Origin of the sequence: Streptomyces sp. NPDC056128 (assembly GCF_042263835.1) — a bacterium.
In the GTDB taxonomy this organism is placed as follows: Bacteria; Actinomycetota; Actinomycetes; order Streptomycetales; family Streptomycetaceae; genus Streptomyces.
The window spans coordinates 285,911-309,173 of record NZ_JBHJVQ010000004.1; the positions used below are offsets into that span (position 1 = coordinate 285,911).

Annotated in this window: 15 protein-coding genes and 1 pseudogene; 4 read left to right on the forward strand and 12 right to left on the reverse strand. The window is 71.5% G+C overall.

Annotation, left to right across the window (positions count from 1 at the left end; all coding sequences use genetic code 11):
- Positions 1 to 34: 34 nt before the first annotated feature.
- From sbnB to ACFC1X_RS12020, 6 genes and pseudogenes are all read right to left on the reverse strand, one after another.
- A complete protein-coding gene (sbnB, locus tag ACFC1X_RS11995) occupies positions 35 to 1,105 on the reverse strand; it encodes a 2,3-diaminopropionate biosynthesis protein SbnB (protein ID WP_376351595.1) in 1,071 nt (356 codons plus the stop codon).
- Entirely contained in the window at positions 1,102 to 2,133 is a 1,032-nt protein-coding gene (locus tag ACFC1X_RS12000) for a TauD/TfdA family dioxygenase (protein WP_376351598.1), read from the reverse strand. The genes sbnB and ACFC1X_RS12000 overlap by 4 nt, the downstream gene beginning before the upstream one ends.
- A 25-nt stretch (positions 2,134 to 2,158) precedes the next feature.
- Positions 2,159 to 4,630 (reverse strand): amino acid adenylation domain-containing protein, encoded by a 2,472-nt coding sequence (locus ACFC1X_RS12005; protein ID WP_376351601.1) that lies wholly within the window; start codon positions 4,628 to 4,630, stop codon positions 2,159 to 2,161.
- Complete coding sequence (locus tag ACFC1X_RS12010; protein ID WP_376351604.1) at positions 4,630 to 7,155, reverse strand: Pls/PosA family non-ribosomal peptide synthetase; 2,526 nt, start codon at positions 7,153 to 7,155, stop codon at positions 4,630 to 4,632. The genes ACFC1X_RS12005 and ACFC1X_RS12010 overlap by 1 nt, the downstream gene beginning before the upstream one ends.
- Positions 7,156 to 7,296: 141 nt before the next feature.
- Positions 7,297 to 7,740: an AbfB domain-containing protein gene (locus tag ACFC1X_RS12015; RefSeq protein ID WP_376352160.1), complete on the reverse strand. Its 444-nt coding sequence runs from the start codon at positions 7,738 to 7,740 to the stop codon at positions 7,297 to 7,299.
- A 54-nt stretch (positions 7,741 to 7,794) separates the two neighbouring features.
- Positions 7,795 to 10,125: pseudogene (locus tag ACFC1X_RS12020) on the reverse strand (AbfB domain-containing protein); the annotation flags it as partial.
- A 210-nt stretch (positions 10,126 to 10,335) separates the two neighbouring features.
- Here ACFC1X_RS12020 and ACFC1X_RS12025 point away from each other — a divergent pair.
- Positions 10,336 to 12,027 (forward strand): RICIN domain-containing protein, encoded by a 1,692-nt coding sequence (locus ACFC1X_RS12025; protein WP_376351607.1) that lies wholly within the window; start codon positions 10,336 to 10,338, stop codon positions 12,025 to 12,027.
- A gap of 10 nt (positions 12,028 to 12,037) precedes the next feature.
- Here the strand turns inward: ACFC1X_RS12025 and ACFC1X_RS12030 are convergent, their stop codons facing one another.
- The 5 genes from ACFC1X_RS12030 to ACFC1X_RS12050 all read right to left on the reverse strand — a co-directional run bounded on the left by ACFC1X_RS12030 (position 12,038) and on the right by ACFC1X_RS12050 (position 18,185).
- A complete protein-coding gene (locus tag ACFC1X_RS12030) occupies positions 12,038 to 13,078 on the reverse strand; it encodes a LacI family DNA-binding transcriptional regulator (protein WP_376351610.1) in 1,041 nt (346 codons plus the stop codon).
- Positions 13,079 to 13,175: 97 nt separating this feature from the next.
- A complete protein-coding gene (locus ACFC1X_RS12035; protein WP_376351613.1) occupies positions 13,176 to 14,903 on the reverse strand; it encodes a glycoside hydrolase family 43 protein in 1,728 nt (575 codons plus the stop codon).
- 26 nt (positions 14,904 to 14,929) lie between these two features.
- Positions 14,930 to 15,847: a carbohydrate ABC transporter permease gene (locus tag ACFC1X_RS12040; protein ID WP_376351616.1), complete on the reverse strand. Its 918-nt coding sequence runs from the start codon at positions 15,845 to 15,847 to the stop codon at positions 14,930 to 14,932.
- 27 nt (positions 15,848 to 15,874) lie between these two features.
- The gene (locus ACFC1X_RS12045) at positions 15,875 to 16,822 is read right to left on the reverse strand and encodes a carbohydrate ABC transporter permease (RefSeq protein ID WP_376351619.1); all 948 of its coding nucleotides are present in this window, start codon (positions 16,820 to 16,822) and stop codon (positions 15,875 to 15,877) included.
- 82 nt (positions 16,823 to 16,904) lie between these two features.
- Positions 16,905 to 18,185, reverse strand: coding sequence for an extracellular solute-binding protein (locus ACFC1X_RS12050; RefSeq protein ID WP_376351622.1), 1,281 nt, complete (start codon positions 18,183 to 18,185; stop codon positions 16,905 to 16,907).
- A gap of 259 nt (positions 18,186 to 18,444) precedes the next feature.
- Between ACFC1X_RS12050 and ACFC1X_RS12055 the strand changes: the two genes are divergently transcribed.
- Together ACFC1X_RS12055 and ACFC1X_RS12060 are read left to right on the forward strand one after the other, a co-directional pair.
- Positions 18,445 to 19,683, forward strand: coding sequence for an endo-1,3-beta-xylanase (locus ACFC1X_RS12055; RefSeq protein WP_376351625.1), 1,239 nt, complete (start codon positions 18,445 to 18,447; stop codon positions 19,681 to 19,683).
- Positions 19,665 to 20,900 carry a hypothetical protein gene (locus ACFC1X_RS12060; protein WP_376351628.1) on the forward strand — a complete coding sequence of 412 codons (1,236 nt, stop codon included), beginning with the start codon at positions 19,665 to 19,667 and terminating at the stop codon, positions 20,898 to 20,900. Before ACFC1X_RS12055 ends, ACFC1X_RS12060 begins: the two co-directional genes overlap by 19 nt.
- Before the next feature lie 60 nt (positions 20,901 to 20,960).
- On the opposite strand, the gene ACFC1X_RS12065 is transcribed toward ACFC1X_RS12060, so the two are convergent.
- The gene (locus ACFC1X_RS12065) at positions 20,961 to 21,527 is read right to left on the reverse strand and encodes a DUF4383 domain-containing protein (protein WP_376351631.1); all 567 of its coding nucleotides are present in this window, start codon (positions 21,525 to 21,527) and stop codon (positions 20,961 to 20,963) included.
- A gap of 168 nt (positions 21,528 to 21,695) precedes the next feature.
- Here ACFC1X_RS12065 and ACFC1X_RS12070 point away from each other — a divergent pair, with 168 nt between their 5' ends.
- Positions 21,696 to 23,204 (forward strand): cryptochrome/photolyase family protein, encoded by a 1,509-nt coding sequence (locus tag ACFC1X_RS12070; protein ID WP_376351634.1) that lies wholly within the window; start codon positions 21,696 to 21,698, stop codon positions 23,202 to 23,204.
- Positions 23,205 to 23,263 lie beyond the last annotated feature (59 nt).

A 23,263-nucleotide genomic window follows, 5' to 3' on the forward strand; every position in this document is an offset into this window, starting at 1 on the left:
TCCTCGGTAATGTCCGGTGGCCGGCGGGACGACCTCAGCCGTGCCGCCTCAGTTCGTGGAAGAAGTCGTCGATGATCCGCAGCTCCCCGGACCGCGCCACCTCGTCGTAGACGAACTTGCCTACGGCGAGGTCGAGCACGCCGAGGCCGAACGGCGAGAAGACCACCGGCCGGTCGGCCGGAACGGTGACCCGGCCGGCCATCACGTCGTCGAGCGTGCCGTCCAGGAAGGCGCGGCTGCCGGTGAGACGTTCGGTCAGGTGGGGCGAGGTCGAGGCCCTGAGGCAGTGGTCGATGTCGTCGACGACGTTGGTGGCGGACAGGAGCACCTGGGGGGCCAGGTCGCGCAGGGACACGTGCAGCACCACCGGGTTGTGGCGGAACCAGGACGGTTCGTCGATGTGCGGCCGGTCGGCGACGGTGGCGAAGACGATCAGGTCGCTGTTGCGGACCAGTTCCTCGGCGCCGCGGTGCACGGTGACCCGGCCGGCGGCCCCGGACTGCTCCAGGTAGGTCCGGAAGCCGGCCGCGCTCTCGGCGGACACGTCGTGCACGCCGACGGCGTCGAACGACCAGCCGGTGGCCGCGAGGTACGTGTGGATGTACCGGGCGATCAGGCCCGCTCCGACGAAACCCACTCGGGCGGGGCGCACTCGCCCCCGGCTCAGCCGGTCGGCGGCCGACGCGGCGGACGCGGCGGTCCGGGCGGCGCTGATGATGGAGCTCTCAAGGCAGGCCAAGGGGTAACCGGTGTCGTGGTCGTTGAGGACGAGGACGGCCGACGCCCTGGGGAAGCCGGAGGGCACGTTGGTGGGGAAGCTCGATATCCACTTGATGCCGTCGACCCCGTGGTCGCCGCCCAGGGAGGCGGGCAGCGCGATGATCCGTGCGGTGGGCCGGTCGGTGAAACGGAGGAAGGAGGACGGCGGGTTGACGGTGTGGCCGGCGCCGTGCAGGCGGTAGGTCTCCTCCACCACGTCCACCACGGCCTTCTCCTGTCCCTGCAGGGCCTCCTGGACCTGACGGCCGGGGATGACGGCGAAGGGCGGCACGGACGGTGTGTCCGCGAGCGCGGTTGCGGCTGTGCCGGGTCGTACGGTGGTCATGTCGCTGTCCCTTCGGATCCTTGGGCGTGCGGCAGTGCGGGGTCCGCCATCGCCACCAGTACGTCGCGCGGTCCCTCGTACGCCTCCCGGCTGTGCGCGGTACGGATGTTGTCCACGATCATCAGGTCCCCGGCCTGCCAGGGCCGGCGTACCGTGTGCGCCTCGTAGGTCTTGTTGATCTGCTCCACGACGTCCGGGGAGACCGGGTCGCCGTTGCCGTACAGGGTGTTGAAGGGGAGGCCGTCGGGCCCGTACTCCTCCACGAGGAACTCCCGGACCTCGGGGGCCGTCGTCCACTCGTTGAGGAACGCGATCTGGTTGAACCAGCAGCGCAGACCGGAGACGGGGTGGCGGACCACGGCGCCGCGGTGCTGCCGGGTGCGCAGCGAACCGTCCGGCTGCCAGGACCAGTCGATGGCGTGGGCCCGGCAGTACGCCTCGACCCCGGCACGGTCGTCGGTGCCGAAGGACTGGGCGGGCGTGGTGCCGATCTCGTCGTGGTAGGCCCGGGTGAGTATCCAGCCCTCCCGCTCGAACCGGTCGGCCACCTCGGCGGGCAGCGACCGCAGTACGGCGGCCGAGTCGGCCACGGCGGTGGCGCCGCCCGCGGTGGGCGGCCGGAGGCAGGCGAAGAGCAGGAGCCCGGGGCAGCAGGTCGCGTAGCTCATCTCGTGGTGCATGCACATCGGTTGGTTCTGCGGCCATGCCGACGACGAGTAGACGCCCTCCGCGTGGCGGTCGCGGGCGGCGAAGCCCTCCCGTTCGGTCATCGGACGGGCGGCCAGCCGGTCGAGGACCGCCTCGACACCGGCCGGGTCGCGCAGGCCGAGACCGCGGACGGTGAGCGCGCCGTGCTCGGCGACGAGGCCGCGCAGGGTGTCCCGGTGCTCGGCCACCCAGGCCGCGGGGTCGGCAGAGCCCGCGGCCTCCAGGACCGGCGGTGCGTCGCTGTCCGGGGCCGGGGTGATCCCGGTGGGCGGGGCCTGCGTCGGGGCGGCCGGGTGCTTGCGGAACAGTGCGGACAGCATGGGTTCCTCCTTCGGAGGTGTCTCTTCAGGTCCCGGACGCCGGTGCGGCGGATCCCGCACCGGTCCGGGTGTCGAGCAGGCGGGCCAGATCGGCGAGTGCCGGGTGGCCGGTGAGGTCGCGCAGGGAGATCGCCCGGTCGAGGGCGACGGCGAGCCGCACCGCCGACAGGGAGGTGCCGCCGAGCGCGAAGAAGTCGTCGCCCCGGCCGATCCGGTCGGGTGGCAGGCCGAGCACGTTCGCCCAGGCCGCCGCGAGCCGTTCCTCGGTGGGTGTGCGCGGGGTCCGGTCGTCGTGGCCGGGGGCGCCGGGTTCCTCGGCGAGTGCGGCCAGCGCCTTCCGGTCGGTCTTGCCGTTGGGGGTGAGCGGCAGGCGCTCCACCAGGTGGAAGGAGGCGGGGACCATGTACGCGGGCAGCAGGTTCGCGAGCCGCTCGCGCAGTCCGTCGGCGGACAGGCTCGGTTCGCCCGCGCAGAAGGCGGCCAGTTGCCGGCCGTGCCCCTCGGCGCCGGTCACGACGACGGCGCAGTCCCGGACCCCGGCGACCCGCAGCAGCGCGTTCTCGACCTCGCCGGGTTCGACGCGGAATCCGCGGATCTTCACCTGCGCGTCCGTGCGGCCGAGGAATTCCAGCTTGCCGTCGGGCCGCCAGCGGCCGATGTCGCCGCCCAGGTAGAGGCGTTCACCCCGCCGGTGCGGATCGGGCAGGTAGGCGGCGCGGGTGCGCTCCGGGTCGTTGACGTAGCCGCGGCCGACGCACACGCCGGAGAAGGCGATGGTTCCCGGGGCTCCGAGCGGGACGGGGGCGAGGTGGTCGTCGACGACGTAGACGCGCACGTTCTGGACGGGGCGGCCCAGTGGGGTCCGGCCGATGGCGGGCGGCTCGTCCATCACCTCGTGGTTGGTGTCGTCCGACGTCTCGGTCAGTCCGTAGGCGTTGACCAGGCGGACACCGGGCCCGGAGTCGAACCACCGCCGGACGAGTTCGCCCTTCAGCTCCTCGCCGGTGACCGACACGCACCGCAGGTCGGGCAGTTCGCGGGGGCGGCGTTCCAGCGCGCTCAGGACGACGTCGAGGTAGGAGGGGACGAGCTGGAGGACGCCGACCCGGCCCTCGGTGATCGTGTCGAGGAAGCGGTCGGCGTCCAGGATCGCGTCCTGGCCGATCAGCAGGGTGCGTCCGCCGGCCAGCAGACCCGCAAGCAGTTGCCACAGGGAGATGTCGAAGCACTGCGACGCCGTCTGCGCCACCACCGTGCCCTCGCCGATGCCCAGGTCGTCGATCTTGGCGTGGAGATGGTTGAGCAGGCCCGCGTGCTCGCACATCGCGCCCTTGGGTTCCCCGGTGGAGCCCGACGTGAAGAAGACGTAGGCGAGCCCGTCGGCCGGTACGCGCAGCCCGGGGGCCGTCCCGTCGGTGGGCCGTTCGGTCACGTCCGGGACGAGCAGTGCGCGGGTGCGGGGCAGGGCGGTGAGGGCCCGGTCCAGGTTGGCCGTGCTGTCCGGTTCGGTGAGGACGAGGTGGCAGCCGGCGCGGCCGAGCATGGTGGTCATGCGGTCGGGCGGGTAGTGGGGGTCGACGGGGAGGTAGGCGGCGCCTGCCTTGAGGACGGCGAGTACGGCGGCGGTCCAGTTCAGGTCGCGCTCGGTCGCCACCGCGACCACGTCCTCGGGGCGCACCCCCTGCGCGAGCAGGGCGCGTGCCAGCCGGTTGGCGCGGGTGTCCAGCTCCCGGTACGTCCAGTGCCGGTCGCGGTGTACGACGGCGACGGCCTCGGGGTGGATCCGGACGCGCTCCTCGAACAGTTCGTGGACGCGGCGGTCGGGCAGGTCCCTGCGCGGTCCGGCGAGTCCGTCGAGCTGGCAGCGGACCTCGTCCGGGGAGAGCAGGGTCCGGCGGTCGTGCGGAGCGTCGGGGTCGGCGGCGATCTGTTCGAGGGCGGCCAGATGGTAGCCGCCGATCCGGGCGGCGCAGTCCGCGTCCAGCGCGTCGGTGCGGTACCGCAGGCGCAGCACGCGGCGGCCGTCCCGCTCCCCCGCCGTGACGGCGAGGACGGTGCCGTCGGGGAGGGCGGTGGACGCGTCACCGGTCGGGTCGAGGACGGCCTCGAAGCCGGGCACGGGCGTCGGGCCGGTGGCGGGCGTCGGCGCGGCCCGCCGGGCCGCGTGGACGAGCCGGCCCCAGGTGCCGGGGCGGATCGTCAGCTCCCAGGGCAGCGGTCCGGGGCCGGCGGACGTCAGGTGCCCGGCACGGACGGTGCGGTCGCCGGAGAGCAGCGACAGCACCTTGGCGTGCGCGGCCAGCACGATCGCGGCAGGCGGCACGCCGAGTTCACCGGCCTGCCGGTCCAGGGCCGCCGTCAGGGCGTCGGGGAGGGGGACGGTGTGCTCGGCCGTGCCGGGCACGGGTGTGCGCGTCCAGCGCGGTACGGCCGTTCCGCCGCCGTCGGCCGGAGCCTCGGGAACGGGGGCGTGCCGTTCGGTCGTCGCGGTCGCCATCACGATTCGCCTCCGCCGCCGTCGGATACGGGGCGGGCCGGATTGCCCGTCCAGTGGGCGCGGTCGGGCACGGTCTCGCCCTTCATCAGGAACACGTCCGCCGCCAGTTCCGCCCCGTCGCCGACGGTCACGCCGTAGTGCACGAAGGCGCCGACTCCGAGGGTGCAGCCGGAACCGATCGCGCTGCGGTCCGACTTGAAGGTGCCGTCCTCCTGCGAGTGGCACTGCACGACGCTTCCCGCGTTGAGGGTGCAGTCGTCGCCGATGGTGACCATCTGGCGCTCGGTCAGGCTGCAGCCGTCGTCGAAGACCCGGGCTCCGACCCGGACACCGAGCATGCGCCACAGGACGCTCTTGAACGGTGTGCCGTTGAGGATCCGGAAGTACGTCTCCGAGGGGATCTTCCAGTAGCGCTCCCGCAGCCAGAACCGGGGGTCGTAGATCGAGCAGAACAGCGGTCCCGGGGGATGCAGGGCGATGACGGCCCGCTCCACCAGGACGAAGTACACGAGGGCGAAGGGCAGCAGGACGGCGTTGGCCAGCGCGATGACCACCGTGCCCCACTGCGGGTACAGGCTCGCCGCCGAGGCGTAGAGCAGGCTGACGCAGAAGAAGAACAGCCAGCCCGTGAACAGATGCAGGGCCATCGTCGTCGCGTTGTGGCGGTTCTTGGCCGCCAGCCGGCGGCGCAGTCCGTCGCCCTCCTTCAGCTCGTCGAAGGTGCTGTCCCGCGGCACCGAACGCGGGATCTCGAAGGAGGGGGAGCCGAGCAGGCCGACGTCGTGCCGCACGGGACCGTCGAGGGGGATGTTCACCTTGGTCGCCAGGAGGCAGTTGTCGCCGGTCCTGCCGCCCGGCGGATAGGCGATCCGGTTGCCGAGGAAGTTGTGCGCGCCGACGGCGGTCCGCGTCAGCCGGAACGAGGAGCCGGAGTACTCGGCGTTCATCAGCGAGAGGCCGTCGGCGACCATGGTGCCGGTGCCGACCACGCTGACGAAGGGGCTCTCGTGCTTGACCTGGGTGCCGAAGTTCGAGCCGGTCTGCTCGATCCGGCACAGGTCGTACCCGATCCAGCGCAGGTAGTGCACGATGCTCGTGCTGTCGCCGAACAGCCGGGTGAGGGACTTGCGGTTGCTGATCAGGGCCGTCGCCCGGTGCAGGCCGTGGTGCAGGCCGTAGAGCGCATATGTCCGGCCGGGGACGACCCATCGGCTCATCAGACGCGGGACGGTCCCCACGAGCACGATCGCGAGGAGCACGGCGCCGAAGAAGGTCACGGACGTGATCACCAGCAGGTCGGCGTAGAACACCCAGCCGACCGGTGTCACAGGTCCCTGGCCCGGCAGCGAGGCACCCTCCAGGACGCGGGAGCCCAGTACGTCGAGCATCCCCACCGCGAGCGGCAGGTAGACCAGCAGCGCCGTCAGGAGCAGGACGCTTCCGTAGCCGGCGCGCCGTGCGGTGCCGCAGCGGGCGGGCTCCACCCGGCGGAAGTCCGGTCCGCCGGGCTGCGCGGGTGACCCGTACCAGCGCTCGCCGTCCGGGACCGCCTGGCCGGTGTGGAGCGAGGAGGCGTGGCCCAGCTGGGAGCCGCGCCCGAGTGAGCTGCCGATGTCCAGCACGGTCGCCTCACCGACGACCGCGTCGGGGCCGAGGGCGACGGGGCCGGTCTCGATCACTCCGTCGGTGGCGCGGTAGCAGCTGAGCAGCGAGTCCTTGCGGACGACCGTGCCGGCGCCGATCGTCAGCAGATCGGTGCACACGGGCAGGCCGCGCGACAGGAACGTCACTCCTCGGCCGACGCGCGCCCCCAGCGCCCTCAGGTACAGGGGGTACAGCGGTGTGCCGGCGAACAGGGCGAGGGGGCTCGCCCGGATCAGCGTCTTGACCAGCCAGAAGCGGACGTAGAGGAGGCTCCAGACCCGGAACCGCGTCGGCGTCCACCGGCCGATGAGCAGCCACTTCGCGATCACGGGGAGGGCGGACAGGACGACGAGGAGCACGGCGCCGAACGCGACGGACCTCAGGTAGGTGTCGAGCAGGCCGCTTCCGGCGGAGATCCAGTCGTAGCCCAGGGCGGTGACGACCGCGAGGAGCCCCGCGTAGCCGAAGTAGCTCAGGACTTGCAGTACGCCGCAGAGCACGTGGTGGGGCCGGCCGGCCGGCGGCGGCTCCCGTGTCGCCGGCGCCTCGCACACGGTCGTCGCCGGCTCGGAAGCCGGCGTCGGCGGCTGCGCGAGCGCCTCGGTCAGGGCGCCGACGCTCGGATGCCGGTAGATGTCGCGCATCGACACCGACGGCAGGTCCGGCCGCTTCCTGACCCGGGCGCAGAAATGTGCCATCACCAGGGAGTCGGCGCCGAGGTCGTTGAAGAAGTGGCTGTCGGGGTGCACCTCCTCCACGTGGACCACGTCGGCGAGCAGCCTGCCGAATATCTCCTGCGTATGGTCGGCCGAGGAATCCGCGGACTCTCCGGGAAGGTGGGCGGGGGCTGTCTCCCGCACCTCTAGCCGCTGTCCCGTCATGAGGGCTCCCTGGGCCGCTGTCGGTCCTGCCTGTCGGACGTCTTGCCGTCTGCCAGGTATTCGTCGCCGGGAGGGAGAGGTATGAGGGGAGCGCGGGTTTTCTTGCCCGGAGAGGTCCGCGGCCGCTCGGTGCGCGTTCGGTCAGGGTGCCCAGGGCGCCGCCATGCTCCACGTCGCGTCGGCGGTGAGGGTCTGCGGGCGGTTGTAGGCGTCTCCGGCGCCGCTTCCGGAGGCGATGTACACCGCGGACGCGAAGTGCCGTAGGTAGGAGCCCGGGATGTTGATCGATTCGAAGGTGACGCCCGGACCGCCGATTCCGGGGCGGGCGCAGAAGGTGGCGTCCTGCCGGAAGAGGGCCGAACCGTCGTCGGTCGCGGTGCGGACCCGGCTGTCGGCGTGGCGCAGGAACCGGCCCGGGTAGTTCACCGACTCGAAGGAGTAGCACGACGAGTCCGCGAGCCCGCGTCGCAGGGTCCAGGTGGCGTCCTGCTTGAGCAGGCCGGCGCTGTTCGCGTCGACGATCTCCGTGTGGGCGAGGCTGTCGGCGTGCCGCAGGTACCGGTTGGTGTGGCCCCACGTGGTCACCCGCAGGGACTGGCGCCGGTCGGTGGGCAGCAGGACGGAGCTGCGCCACAGTGCCGGTTCACCGGCGTTCCAGGTGGCGTCCGCGGCGAAGGACGTGCTGGTGTCCCACGGGTCCGGGCCGCCGACGCGGGCCAGGTACACCTGGTCGGCGTAGTGGCGCAGGTAGCTGCCCCGCTGATTGGACGCCTCGAAGGAGACGCCGCCCGCGGCCAGGCCCGGCCGGGAGCACCAGGTGGCGTCTGCGGCGAACGGGCCGCCGGTGTCGGTGTCGATCCGGACCCTGCTGTCGGCGTGCCGCAGATAGCGGCCCGGCTGGTTGACCGACTCGAAGGAGAAGCAGCGCGGGTCGGCCAGTCCCGCGACGGTGCGGAAGGAGGCGTCCTGGCGTGCGCCGTCCGCGGAACCGGTGCTCAGTACGTCGGTGCGGGCCACCGAGTCGGCGTGCCGCAGGTAGCGGTCGGTGTGGCCGGGTGTGGTCACCCGGAACGAGCGGACGTGTCCGAGGGTGAGGCCGGCCGGGGCGTTGAGGTTGCGGGAGGCGTCGAGGAGCGCCGTGTGGGCCTGGCGCACCTGCTCGGTGTCGACCTTCTGCACGCGCCGGTCGTAGGTGAGCAGGCCGTTGTACTCGCCCTCCACGTCGGTGATCTCGGTGTAGACGTAGGCGGACAGCCCCTTGGCCGTCATGAGCTGCCGGACGTCGCGCACCATGCCGGTGTAGCGGTCGTTCAGCTGCTCGCGGCTGGTGACCTGCTCGTAGGCGAAGAACTGGCCGTTGGGGCTGTACTCGTGGCCCGGTGTGCGCAGTCCGACGCCGCCGAACTCACCGAGCACGGAGATGCGGGTGTCGGAGGGGCGGGGTGCGTCGGGGCCGGTGTAGACGTGCCAGTCGATGATGTCGCCGGTGCCCGGATCGCCCCTGGAGTCACAGCAGTTGTAGCCACTGTGCGGGTTCATCAGCCGGGTCGGGTCCTGGTTCTCCAGACCGGTGGTGACGCGCCGGGTGGCGGCGAGGTCCCATTCGCCCCAGCCCTCGTTGAACGGGACGTAGGCGACCACGGCCGGTGAGAAGCGGTGTTCGTCGATGATCTCGCGCGCCTCGGTCTCGAACTGCGCGGTCTGCGCCGGGGTCCGGGCGTGGTCGAACGCCGGTGTGGACGGGATGTCCTGCCACACCAGCAGCCCGAGCCGGTCGGCGTGGTAGTACCAGCGCGCCGGTTCGACCTTGATGTGCTTGCGCACCATGTTGAAGCCGAGTTCCTTGTGCTTGCGCAGGTCGAAGGCGAGGGCGTCGTCGGTGGGCGCGGTGTAGAGGCCGTCGGGCCAGAACCCCTGGTCGAGGGTGCCGATCTGGAAGACGAACTCACCGTTGAGCGTGGGGCGCATGACCCCGTCGATCTTCTTGGTGCCGATCTCACGCATGCCGAAGTAGCTGGTGACGGTGTCCACGGCGGCGCCCGAGGCGTTGCGCAGGGTGACCCGCAGGTCGTACAGGAAGGGGTCGTCGGGCGACCAGCGGCGGGCGTCGGGGACGGGTACGGAGAACTCGGTGAAGCCGCCGGTGGCACGGCCCACGACGGTCGAGCCGTTCATCGCCTCGGCCAGCACGGTGTGGCCGTCGACGTTGCCCCGGGTGAAGACGCGGACCCGGGCGGTGTTGTCGGACAGGCTGGGCCGGATATCGACGGAGTGGACCGACGACGCGGGTGTGGGCTCCATCCAGACGGTCTGCCAGATTCCGGAGGTGGGCGTGTAGAAGATGCCGCCGGGGTTGTTCACCTGCTTGCCGACGGTCTGCTTCTCGCCGCGCCCGTCGGTCGGGTCGTACACGCGCACGATCAGTTCGTTGGCGCCGCTCCTGAGCTGGGGGGTGATGTCGGCCTCGAAGCGGTCGTAGCCGCCCTTGTGGGAGGTGACCCGGGTGCCGTTGACCCAGACGGTGGCCTCGTGGTCGACGGCCCCGAAGTGGAGTTGCACCCGTCTCCCGTTCCAGCTCTCCGGGACGGTGAAGGAGCGCTTGTAGAACATCAGGTCCCGGTTGTCGTTGCGCATGATGCCGGACAGGGCCGACTCCACCGGGTAGGGCACCAGGATGCGTTCGGGCAGGGTCTGGCCGGTCGGCGGTGCGGCGTTGCGGTCGACGTTGCCCGAGCCGTCGGCCGGCGGGTTGAGGAACTCCCACTCCCCGTTGAGCGACTGCCACTCGGGCCGCGTCATCTGGGGTCTCGGGTACTCGGGCAGGGGGTTGGTGGTGGACACCTGGTCGGTCCACGGAGTCGAGAGCGGAGGTGTCTTGGGCATGACAACCGCAGAAGCGGCGCCGCCGAGGAGTACGGCACCTCCGGTCAACATCAGCAGAGCCGCCAGACAGGCGATGAAGCGTCGCATCGAACTCCTCCTGAGCGCAGGGGCACACGTGGGTGAGCGACTGAGACGCGGGGAACGTAGCACGGAAACAGACTTCAACGAAGTCCCTCAGTAAGAGCTAGAAACAAACATTTTCCTTCAACGAGAGCCAGGGCGTCTCTTCTGTTTACATCGATGTACACGCGGCTCTACCCTGGCGCGGATTTCGTCCTCGCAGGAAGGAAGACCGTCGTGATCCTCCGCCTGTACCACCTCCTCCGGCGCGCCCGTGCCCGGGCCGCGCTCTCTCTGCTGACCGGCGCCCTCAGCCTGTCCTTGGCCGTTCCCGCCACCGCCGACGCACCGCAGGTGTCCGGCCGGTCCTCCGCCGTCTCCCCCACCGTGTCCCCCGCCGCCACGGGAACGCCGTTGCGTGACGGCACCGGCCTGTACCCGCGCGCCGTCCGGCTCGCGCACAACGGCGCGGCCAACGGGCGCGTCCTCGCGAGCGTCGTCACGTTCGACGGCAACAACGGCGTCGGCGCCATCCACGAGAGCACCGACCAGGGTGCGAGCTTCCGCGAGGTCGGCCGGGTCGTCGACCCGGACTCCGCGGCGGGGCAGGGCCTGTGCTGCGCCACGCTCTTCGAACTGCCCCGGCAGGTGGGCGGGTTGCGGGCCGGCACGCTGCTGTGGGCCTCGTCGGCCGGTCAGGACGAGCAGAACCGCCGCATGGCGCTCAGGATCTGGCGGAGCGACGACGTGGGACGCACCTGGTCCTACCTCTCCTCCTGTGCCGTCGCCGGAGGCACGGGCGGCCTGTGGGAACCGGAGTTCTCGGTGGCCGCGGACGGCGCGCTGGTCTGCCACTACTCGGACGAGACGGACCCCGGGCACAGTCAGAAGCTGGTCGCCGCGCGCAGCTACGACGGCGTCCACTGGCAGGGCCACCACGACACCGTGGCGAGCGGCTGGTCCGCGGACCGGCCGGGCATGCCGATGGTGCGGCAACTGCCCGACGGCAGCTACTTCATGAGCTTCGAGATCTGCAACCCCGGCGGCCAGTACCAGTGCGTGGTCCACTTCCGGACCTCGGCGGACGGCTGGAACTGGGGCGACCCCGCCTTCCTCGGGTACCGCCCGGAGACCGTGGACGGCAAGTACCTCCGCGCCGCGCCGACCGTCGCCTGGGCACCCTCCCCGGACGGCGCTCCGAACGGACGGCTCTTGCTGATCGGACAGCGGCTGCTCAACAAGGACGGCACGCCCGCGGCGGACAGCGGCCGCACCATCCTCGCCAACACGGAGAACGGCAGCGGTCCCTGGTACGAGATCGAGGCGCCGGTCGCGGTGCCGGCGCCGGAGGTCAACTACTGCCAGAACTACAGCTCGCCGCTGCTGCCGTCGGCGGACGGCCGCCGGGTGCTGGAGATCGCCACCGACTGGGACGGCTCGGTGTGCAAGCCGTACTTCGCCACCGGGAGCCTCACCGGCACCGGTGACGCGGCGGGCGTCGTGGACGGCGCGCTGCACCGGCTGGTGAACGCGAACAGCGGGCACTGCCTCGACGTCGCGGCCGACTCGCGGGAGCCCGGGGGCAACGTCCAGCAGTGGACGTGCAACGGGCTCGGTCAGCAGGACTGGACGGTGCGCGCCCGCGGCGGCGGCCACTACACGCTGACCGGCCGGAACAGCGGCCACTGCCTGGACGTGGAGAACGGTTCCGCAACCCCGGGCGCGAACGTCCGGCAGTGGCACTGCAACGGGTCGGCCGCCCAGGACTGGCGGCTGGAGAACGCGGGCCGGGGCTACTACCGGCTCGTCGCCCGCTCCAGTGGCCAGTGCCTGGACGTGGCCCAGGGCTCCCGGGCACCGGGCGGCAACGTCCAGCAGTGGACCTGCAACGGCCTGCAGCCGCAGCTCTGGCGGCTGCAGCGGGTCTGACCGGGGCGGATCACGGTGCGGCCCGCCGGGCGGTGCTGCCCCGCACCACCAGGTGCGTGGGCAGTTCCAGCCGGAGCCGGTCGGCGGGCTCGCCGTCGATGATGCGCAGCAGGGTGTTGGCCGCCATCGAGGCCATGTCCTGCAAGGGCTGGCGGACCGTGGTCAGCGGTGGGTGGGTCCAGCGGGCCACGGGAAGGTCGTCGAAGCCGACGAGCCCGACGTCGTGCGGGATGGCGTAACCGCGTTCGCGCAGCGCCTCGAAGGCGCCGAGGGCCTGGAGGTCGCTGGCGGCGAAGACCGCGGTGGGCGGCGGCTCCCCGGCGGCCTCGGCCGCGTCCAGCAGGCGGGCCGTCTCGGCACGGCCCGAGGTGTCGTTGAACTCCCCGTGCGGCACCCAGCCGGCCGGTACGGGGAGTTCGGCCGACTCCATGGTCGCGCGGAAACCGTCGGCGCGGGCTCTGCTGCACAGCACATGCCGGGGGCCGGCCAGGTGGGCGATCCGGGTGTGGCCGAGGTCGATGAGGTGCCGGGTGGCGCTCACCGCGCCCGCCCAGTTGGTGGCGCCGACAGTGGGGACCAGCGCGTCCACGCTGCCGACAGGGTCGAGCAGGACGAAGGGGACCTCCAGCGCGGCCAGCCGTTTGCGCTGCTGCGGGGTGAGGTCGGAGACGACGAGGATCGCTCCGTTGCTGCGGCGGGCGGCGAGCTGGTCGATCCATTCCCGGGTGTCGGAGCTGCGTCCGTGCACCGCGGACAGGACCATGCTCGCCCCTGCCTCGTGGAGCACCTCGTCGACCCCGCGGATGATCTCCACCGACCAGAGGCTGTCGAGTTCGTTCAGGACGAGGTCGATGACGGCGCCGCGGCGGCGGGTGGGCCGGCGCTGGTAGCCGAGGTGCTCCATGACCGCCTCGACGCGGTCCTTGGTGTCCGTGGAGATGTCGGAGCGCCCGTGGAGGACCTTGGAGACGGTGGACACGGACACCCCCGCCTCGGACGCGATCATGCTCAGGGTGACCCGGCCCCGGGCGTCGGGCTTCTCCGCCGTCATACGAGTGTCATTCGAGGTGTCCGTTCCACTGGGTGGTGCGTACTCCGCCACTCCGGGGGCCGCCACGCAGGAGTCTGCCATGGTCCGTCCGCCGGGCTCACCCCGCCTCGTCGGCGCCGGACGGCGTGTGCCGGTACTCCGCCCAGGCGAAGTCGGCGGTCATCCGGGCACCGGTGAGGTCCTGGGCGCACAGCCCGGCGAAGGCTCCGGTGAACCCCCACGCCGTGAAGTGTCCGGTCGACGGGTCGCCGAGGGTCGCGCTCTCGTCGGAGAGCCGGGTGACGTCGAGGTCGGGGCCGGTCCGCCGCCAGCCCGTCGCCCGGCTGCCGCGCCAGGCGAAGGCGCCCTGCGCCCCGCGGACCGTCAGCCGCAGGTCCACGGCGCCCGGCGGTACCGCCACCGGGGGTGCGGGCTCGAAGTACCGGCCGTGGGCGCACAGTCCGACGCGCAGCACCCGGCCGAGGTTCTCGTCCCAGGTCAGGTGCAGATAGTGCCAGAGGCTCGAGTTGTAGTAGTGGACGATGCCCGCCATCTGGAGCGGTGAGCGCGGTGCGGCGTCGAGGCGGGCCGAGAAGTCGAACTCCTTGGCCTGCTGGCGCCGCGCCACCAGGCTCTGGCCGTGGGTGGAGCCGAGTGACTGGCCGCCGCGCAGCCGCAGGTGGCCCGGGCGTTCGGTCAGGTTCAGCCAGGAGGGGTCCGGATGGCGGCGCAGGGTCGCCCAGGGGGCGGCGAGACGCGGCCGGTCGAAGTCGTCGCGGGCGGGTGGGCGGGGTGCGGGGGCCGGGGGGAGGGCGGGTCCGGGCACGACGGTGCGCGGCAGTGGGCCGCCCCGGTCACCGGCGGGCGGTTCGCCGTCGAGGCGCGGCCAGCCGTCGGCCGTCCACACGACACGCTGGATGGCCGTCTCCCGGCCGAGGACGCACGGGCCGAGGGGGCCGAGCGGCCGGGCCAGGAGGTGGGCGAGGTACCACTCGCCGTCCGGGGTCGTGACGAGGCTGCCGTGTCCGGCCTTCTGGAGCGGCAGCCGGTCGTGTCCGGCGGAGGTGAGGAGGGGACCGGCCGGGTCGGCCTCGTAGGGGCCGGTCGGGTTCCTGGCGCGGGCGACGGTCACGGCGTGCGACCAGGAGGTGCCGCCTTCCGCGGTCATCAGGTAGTACCAGCCGTCCCGTCGGTAGACGTGCGGGCCCTCGGTGTGGGCGAGCCGGGTGCCGCCGAAGATCCGGTGCAGCGGGCCGGTGACCCGGCGCTCCCCGCGGTCCCATTCCTGGAGGAGGATGCCCGCGAAGGGGTGGCGGCCGGGACGGTGGTCCCACTCCATCCACAGCGCCCAGCTGCGTCCGTCGCCGTCCGGGCCGTCGTCGTGGAAGAGGGACGGGTCGAAGCCGTGCGAGGGGAAGGGGGCGGGGTCGGACCAGGGTCCGTCGAGGGCGGGGGCGGTGATGACGTGGTTGCGTACGTCCTTGAAGGCGCCGGAGAGGTTGGTGACGTCGCTGTAGACGAGGTGGAAGAGGCCGTCGGTGTGGGTCAGGCAGGGTGCCCAGACGCCGCCGGAGTCGGGCCGGCCGGTCAGGTCGATGAGGCGTTCCTCGCGCAGGATGCCGCCGAGCGACCGCCAGTTGACGAGGTCGCGGGAGTGGTGGACGGCGACGCCGGGGAGCCATTCGAAGGTGGAGGTGGCGATGTAGTAGTCGTCGCCGACGCGCAGGATCGACGGGTCGGGGTGGAAGCCGGGCAGGACGGGGTTGACGATGTCGGGGCCTCGCCGCCCGTCGGGCTTTCGGCTCTCGGACCGGTCCTGGCCGGGAGCGGTGGGCACGGCAGTCATGTGTCTCTCCGGGGGTGAGGGGTGCGTCAGCCCTTGATGGCGCCGGCCATCACGCCGGAGACGATGCGCCGGGCGAGCAGGGTGAAGGCCGCGAGGACGGGCAGGACGGAGACGACGACGCCGGCGAGCATCAGGGTGTAGTCGGTGTAGTAGCCGGCGGCCAGCTGGTTGAGGGCGATCTGCACGGTGCCGTTCTCCGGCGGCAGCGCGATCAGCGGCCAGAAGTAGTCGTTCCAGGCGAACATGAAGGTGAACATGGCGAGGACCGTCGCCGTCGTCCGCACCCCGGGCACCACCACGTGCCAGTAGGTGCGCAGGAGTCCGGCGCCGTCCATGCGGGCGGCCTCGATCAGTTCGTCGGGGATGTTCTCCTCGATGGCCTGGCGCATCCAGAAGACGCCCACGGCGGAGACCAGCGCGGGCACGATCAGCGCGGACAGCTTGCCGTACAGGCCCATGTCGGTGACGAGCATGTACAGCGGGATGATGCCGAGCTGGGTCGGGACCATGACGGTGATCACCACGCACACCAGCAGCGGATTGCGGCCCCGGAAGCGGAGCTTGGCGAAGGCGAAGCCGGCCAGGGAGGAGAGCAGGACGTTGCTGACGGCGGTGGTGCCGGCGACGACGAAGGAGTTGCCGAGGGCCTGCCAGAAGGCGGACAGCTCGAAGACGCGCTGGATGTTCTCGATCAGGTGACCGCCCGGCACCAGCGGCGGTGTGGAGCCGGCCAGGACGGAGTTGTCGTCGTGGGAGGCGACGACGACGCTCCAGTAGAGCGGGAAGACGGAGGCGGCGGTGATCGCCGCCAGGAGGGCGTAGGCGAGGGGTCCGGCATGGTCGAGCCTGCCCGGTCCGCGCTTCGGGACGGTCCGGAGGGCGCGGCGGCGGGCGGTGGCACCGGGACCGGGTGCCGGGACGCGGGGTGGTGTGGTGACGGCCATGGGGGTCTCCAGGTTGCGGGGCGGCGGTCAGCCGCGCTCGGAGCGGCGTGCCAGCAGGAAGTTCACGGCGGCGACGACCGCGATGACGAGGAAGAGCACCCAGGAGACGGCCGAGGCGTACCCGGCGTCGTTGTTGATGAAGCCGTACTTGTACAGCATCAGCGTGAGCGTCTGGAACTGGTGCTCGGCACCGCCCTCCGCGTTGCCCTGCTGGTCGAACAGGAAGGGTTCGGCGAAGAGTTGCAGGCCGCCGATGGTGGAGATGACGACGGTGAAGACGATGGTCGGCCGGATGGCGGGCAGGGTGACCTTCCGGAAGGTGAGCAGGCGGCCGGCGCCGTCGATCTGCGCGGACTCGTACAGGTCGCGCGGTACTGCCTGCATGGCCGCGAGGTAGATCAGCGCGTTGTAGCCCGTCCAGCGCCACATGACCATGAAGCTGATGGCGAGGTGCGAACTCCAGGTGTCCGCGGTCCAGTCGATCGGGTCGCTGATCAGTCCTGTGCCCTCGAGCACCCAGTTGACGATGCCGAAGTCCCGCCCGAAGAGCTGCGAGAACACCAGGGCGACGGCCACCACGGAGACGTACTGGGGCACCAGGACCAGGGCCCGCCAGACGCTCTGTGCGCGCAGGTGGCGGTCGAGGAGCCAGGCGACGCCCAGGGCCGCGAGCAGCTGCGGCGCCGTGGAGAGCACGAAGATGCTGAGCGTGTTGAAGGTGGCCGTGTAGAAGTCCGAGTCCTCCAGCAGCCTGCTGAAGTTCGCGAGACCGACCCACTCCCCCGCGCCGGCGAGGCGGTCCCAGTCGTGCAGGGACACCCAGAACGTCTGGAGCAGCGGATAGAGCCCGAAGACACCGAAGACGAGGAAGAAGGGGGCGATGAACAGGTAGGGGAGCAGATGGCGCTCCCCGCGGATGCGACGAGAGGGCTTCGCCCCGGTGGGCGGGTCTGTGGTGGTGGCCTGGAGCGCCATGCTGGTCTCCGAAACGGGGAGGGGCTGGAGGGCTGGGGAGGGAAGGTGGCAGCGCGCCGGGGGCGGCGCCGCCCGTCCGACGTCAGCGGAGGTTCTTGGCGGCTTCGTCGAGCGCCTTGTCCCACGCCTCCTCCGGGTCCGCCTTGCCCTGTTCGACGAGTTGCAGGGCGTTGCCGAACGGGATGCGGGCCTGCTGGTCCTTGGTGCCCCGGTAGTTGGGCTTGAGGCTCTGGGCGGAGGAGGCGAAGATCTCCCCCGTCGGGGCGTCGTTGAAGTACTCGGACTTCGTGCCCCGCACCTCGGGGTCCTCCAGGACGGGGACGAGTGAGGGCAGTGCGCCGACCGGACCGGTGAAGATCTTCTTCTGTGCGGCGGCCGAGGTGAGGAAGCCGGCCAGTTCGGCGGCCTCCTTGGCGTGCTCGCTCTGCTTGGGCACGGTCAGGAAGGAGCCTCCCCAGTTGCCGCCGCCGCCCGGCACCGCGGCGATGTCCCACTTCCCGGCGCCCGCCTCGCCGGCGGCGGTCGCGATCTGTCCGGTCATCCAGGCGGGACAGGTCATGGTGGCCATCCGGCCCTGCTTGATGCCGGCGTTCCACTGCTGGCTGAAGGGCTGGAGGTTGGCCGACTGCTCGTCCGCCGTCGCCTCGGCGCTCGCCATGAAGAACGCACGGACCTTGGGGTTCGTCTCCCCCACGTACTGGTCCCGGGCGTCGAAGAAACCGAACTCGGTCTGGTTCATCATCGCCGTGAAGATGTTGCCCGAACTGTCGAACCACGCCTTGTCCTTCACCCGGTCCTGGAACTTCTCCCCGGTGGCGAAGTAGGCGTCCCAGGTGGGCCAGAGCTTCCCGACCTCCGTGCGGTCCGTGGGCAGCCCGGCCTGCTCGAACAGGTCCTTGCGGTAGCAGATGGCGAGGCTGCCGACGTCGGTGCCGTAACCCATGACGAAGCCGGGCGTGCCGAGCGTGCCCTGCTCCCACTTCCAGTCCAGGTACTCGTCCTCGCGGTCCAGGGCGCCGAAGTCGGCGAGGTTGGTGAACTTGTCCTTCACCGCCCGGAACTTGGGCAGATAGCCCTCCTCGATCGCGACCACGTCGGCGGCACCGCTGCCGGAGGCGATCTGGGTCGAGAGCTGGTTGTGGTGCTGGTCGAACTGGGAGATGCGTTCCTTGACGTCGACGTCGGGGTGGGTGCGCTCGTACTCCTCGATGAGGGGCTTGTAGCCGAAGTCGCTGAACGTGGCGACGGTCAGGGTGAGTTTGCCGTCGGCCGTGCCGGAGCCCGAGCCGCAGGCGGACAGGGCGAGGAGAGCGGTGGCGGCACAGAGCGCGGCGGCGGTTCTGCGGGCACGCGTACGGCCCATGGTGGTCCTCCGGAGCAGGGGGTGTGGATGAGTGGCAACAAGGTCGCCGCCTCCGAAAACAAAGTCAATAGTTTCGCGAAAACTTTAGTAGCCGGCCGGTCGACCTGCGCGTTCGCCCCAACTGGGGTGGCGTTCTGCAAAGTTTCGTAGTGTCAGGCCCGCGAGCTGCTCGGTTCTACGAAAATTTCGCGTCCGGTTGACCCGGCCTCGCGCCCACCGCACCATGCGAGCGCCGTGACCCTACGAAGCGGAGACACACATGACGCACAAGAGACGGGCGTTCGGCGCGGGCGTCGCCGCCGCCGTCCTGCTCGCCCTGACCGGGCTGCCCTCGACCGCCGCGGCGGATCCGGCCCCGTCGGCCCCCGCCGACGGCAAGGTCATGCTGGTGATGGGCCAGGACAGCGACACGCTCAGCGACTACCGCACCGACGTGCTGGACGACCCGGCGCTCGGGGCACCGGAACCCGGTGGCGTGACGCTGTACACCAACCTGGTCCTGGGCGGCTCCCCCGAGGCCCTGGCCGGGATGACCGGACCGGCCGACTGGGGCGCCGGGACGGTCGACTTCGCCCGGACGATGCGCGAGTACCCGAACGCGACCGTCGCCGTCGGCCTGTACCTCTCCGACGCCACCTCCGGCTGCACCAACCAGCCGCTGCGCGCCATCATCGGCCGTGACGACGCGGACGTCACCGCAGGCAACCCGAACCTCGTCACGCGGTACCGCGCCAAGGTCGACGAGATGATCAACCGGTTCAAGAACTACGACCGGGACATCCTGCTGCGCATCGGCTACGAGTTCGACGGCCCCTGGAACTGCTACAACTCCGAGTTCTACAAGGACGCCTTCCGCTACATCAAGGGGCGCGTCGACGCCCTCGGCGCCACCCGGGTCGCCACCGTGTGGCAGAGCGCCGCCTGGCCGGTGAACACCCACCCGGACCATCCCGAGTGGAACTACATCGTGACCGACCCCGGCCATCTGGACGACTGGTATCCCGGTGACCAGTACGTCGACTGGGTCGGGCTCTCCTCGTTCTACAACTCCCGTTCGGTGCGCACCCAGTGGGGCTGCGGGACGTACGACACCGATCCGGTCGGCCTCCAGGACCGGCTCCTCGACTTCGCCCGCGCGCACGGCAAGCCCGCCATGGTGTCCGAGGCCGCGCCGCAGGGCGCCCGCACCGGCGCCGGGACCACGAGCTGCATCTTCCGCAACAACCCGGCGCCGTCCAGTGGCCAGGCGATCTGGGACGGCTGGCACGCCGGGTACTTCGACTGGGTGGACCGCAACAAGGACGTCATCCGCGCCGCGGCCTACATCAACACCCACTGGGACGCGCAGACCCAGTGGCAGTGCGCGAACGGCGCGCAGGCCGGCGGTCCCGGCTGTGTCAACGGCAACTGGGGCGACTCGCGCGTGCAGGCCGACCCCACGGTGCTCGCCCGATTCCTCGACGAGATCAGGAAGCCGACATGGACGCACAACGAGTGAGAACCGTCCTGCGGTCCCTGACCGCCGCCGCCCTCGCGGGACTTCTGTTCCTGCCCGTGGGCACCGAATCCGCCCGGGCCGCCGGGACCACGACCACCGCGGCCGCGCCGCCCGAACTGCTCCTCGGCCAGTCCACCAGGGGCGCCTGGGACGACTTCCACACCTTCGGGCAGCACGCCGACGGCGGCTCCGTCTACTACGAGCTGCGCGGCGGCGACTGGGTGAACCCCGCCCACCGCGAGTACGCCACCCTCCTCGCCGAGCAGGGGAAGACCGTCCAGGTCGGCATCAGCTGGAAGGACAACCCGCCCGGGTTCGAGGGCGGCGACGAGAACGCCAAGGCGGCACGGTCCCGGGCGGTGACCGCCGAGCTGGCCGCCGGCGCCCACACGGCCTCCCTCGACCGGCTGCTGGCCTTCACCGAGGCCCATCCCCGGGTCCGCTTCAAGCTGCGGCTGGACTACGAGGTGAGCGGCTTCTACCACTGCACCGACGCGAGCTGCTCGTCGTACAAGAACGCCTTCAACCGCCTCGCGGGCTATCTCGACAGCCGGTCCACCGCGCACAACCTGGAGTACGTCTTCCACCCGGTGCGCGGCGAGTTCGAGACGATGTACCCGGGTGACGCCGCGGTCGACTGGATGGGCGTCTCGGTCTTCGCCCACGAACTGTGCCTGCCCATCCACGACCGGGGCCCCCTGTACAACGGCACTCCGCCGCAGAACTACGACGTGGCCGCCAAGCAGTGCCGCAACGCCTACATCGGCACCGACGCGCACGGCAATCCGGCCGCCGTGTGGCGGAACTTCGACCACGACGCCAACGTGCTGAAGCTGCTGAAGTTCGCCAGGGACCACGGCAGGCCGGTCGTGCTCTCCGAGGCGGGGCTGATGAACTTCACGGCCGACGGCACCTCCACCGACGGCCTGGAGCAGCAGGCCGGTGACCTGTGGGTGAAGCGCCTGTTCTCCCTCATGAACTACCGGGGCCCGATTCCCAACCTGCCCGGGACGCACGACCTGACCGGGGTGATCCGCTCGATCGCCTACATCAACCTGGACTTCCGCTACGGCTGGGACGGCATCGACGACGGGAGTTTCGACTTCCCGCCGGACACCACCTGGTTCGTCGACGGGAGGCTCTCCCGGTACGGCGCGGCCAAGGCCTCGTTCTGTCAGGGGCTGGCGGCGAACGGATTCACCGCTCGCTGCCGGTGACGGGGCGAACCGGCGGACCGACGGGCGGGTGGGCCGCGGTCCGCCCGCCTTCCCCCGTGCTCACCGCTTCCCGCGACGGGGAGCCTTCGCCGCCGCGGGCAGCGCCGGGGCGCCGTCCGCCGTACTCGGCAGGGCGCTCCGCGCGGCCGCTTCCTCCCTCGCCGCCTGCTCGGGGTGTCTCGCCGCCCAGTAGGGGTTGTCGTGCGAGAGCTTGCTGGAGACCCGGCCGTACATGCCGAACGTGGCGATGAACAGTCCCATGACGAAGCTGAAGATCACGTTGCTCATGCCGAAGTCCAGGATGTTGGCCGGGCGGTCCAGCACGAAGACGTGGGCGAAGCCGCTGAGGAAGAAGAGCGCGCCCACCACGATGTTGAGGGTGGAGGCGAAGTTGCCGCCGATCACCGCCCCGCCGAGCAGCGCCAGTCCCACCACGGTGGAGATGACGCTGAGGGCGACGTTCGTGGTCATTCCGGCGACCGTGTCGCCCTCCGTGCGGAACGGGCTGAGGGCGTCGGCGAAACCGAGGGCGGCGAAGGCCAGCAGGACGAGTCCGCAGAATCCGGCACCGTAGCGGTAGACGCTCGCGAGGTGGTGATCGACGGGCAGTTCGTCTCGTAGCTTCATGCCCCTGTTTCGCCGGCCGCGCCCGGATCGGATGCGCCGGTACGCCGTTCACCCGGGTGGAGCAGGGGGCTCGCCGCGTGCTCCCGCCGCGACGGGCGCGGTCGCGCCGTTGCCCTCATGATCTCGTACCAGGGACGGAATCGGAGTGAGCGCCGGGAGGAAGCGGTCATGGGAAGCACCGTGCACTGGCTCTTCGGGGACCAGCTCGGGCCGCACTTCCTCACGCCGGGCGGACACGGGCCCGGCCGGGACACTCCGCTGCTCATGGTGGAGGCCCGGTCGGTGTTCCGGCGGCGCCGCTTCCACCGGGCCAAGGCGCACCTGGTGCTCTCCGCCATGCGGCACCGGGCCGCCGAACTGGGCGACCGGGTGACCTATGTGCGGGCCGACACCTACCGGGAGGGTCTGGACCGGGCCGCCCGCGGCCGGCCGGTCACCGTCCACCACCCGACCTCGTACGCCGCCGTCCGGCTGGTGCGCTCCCTCCCCCGGGTCACCGTCGGCCCGGCGCGGGGGTTCATGGTCCCGACGGACGACTTCGCCGCGTGGGCGGACGAACACGGTGGCGGGCGGCTGCGGCAGGAGGACTTCTACCGCTGGGTGCGCCGGCGGCACGAGCTGCTGATGGACGCCGACAGCCCGGCGGGCGGTCGCTGGAACTTCGACCACGACAACCGGCGGCCGCCCCCGCGCGAGACCGACACCCTGCCGGTTCCCGCGCCCTACCGGCCGCGCGAGGACGAGATCGACCAGGAGGTCCGCCACGACCTCGACCGGTGGGAGAAGGACGGCGGCGTCTCCTTCGTCGGACGCGACGGACCGCGGCTGTTCCCTGCCACCCGCACCGAGGCACGGGCGGCGCTCAAACGCTTCCTGGCGCGTCGGCTCGGCAGCTTCGGGCCGTACGAGGACGCCATGCTCACCGCCGACCCCGTGATGAGCCACAGCCTGCTGTCGTCCTCGCTCAACCTCGGCCTGCTCGACCCCGTGGAGTGCGTGGAGCGCGCGGAGGCGGAGTGGCGGGCGGGCCGGGCGCCGCTGGGCAGCGTGGAGGGATTCGTCCGGCAGATCGCCGGATGGCGCGAGTACGTGTGGCAGCTGTACTGGTACTTCGGCGAGGAGTACCGGCGGTCCAACGAGCTGCGCCACACCGCCCCGCTCCCCGACTGGTGGAGTGAGCTGGACGCGGACGCGGTGCGGGCGCGCTGCCTGCACACGGTGCTGGCCCAGGTACGGGACACGGGGTGGACCCACCACATCCCCCGGCTGATGGTCCTCGGCAGCCACGCCCTCCAGCGCGGCTGGGACCCCGCCGCGGTCACCGACTGGTTCCACCGCTGCTTCGTGGACGGCTACGACTGGGTGATGGTACCCAACGTCGTCGGCATGTCCCAGTACGCCGACGGCGGCCGGATGACGACCAAGCCCTACACGTCGGGCGGCGCCTACGTGCACCGGATGAGCGACCTGTGCGGGCCGTGCCGCTACCGGCCGGGCGACCGGACCGGCGAGCACGCCTGCCCCTACACCGCGGGCTACTGGGCCTTCCTCGACCGCCACCGGGAGCGGCTCGGCCACAACCACCGCACCGCCCGTCCGGTGCGGCAGCTGGACCGGCTCACCGACCTGGCCGACGTGCGCCGCCAGGAACGGGCCCGCGGCGACGCGCCCCCTTGAGCAAGGGCCTTGAGCAACGGGCGGGAATCCGGCGCATCCGTTCGGGCCCGCCCGGCGGA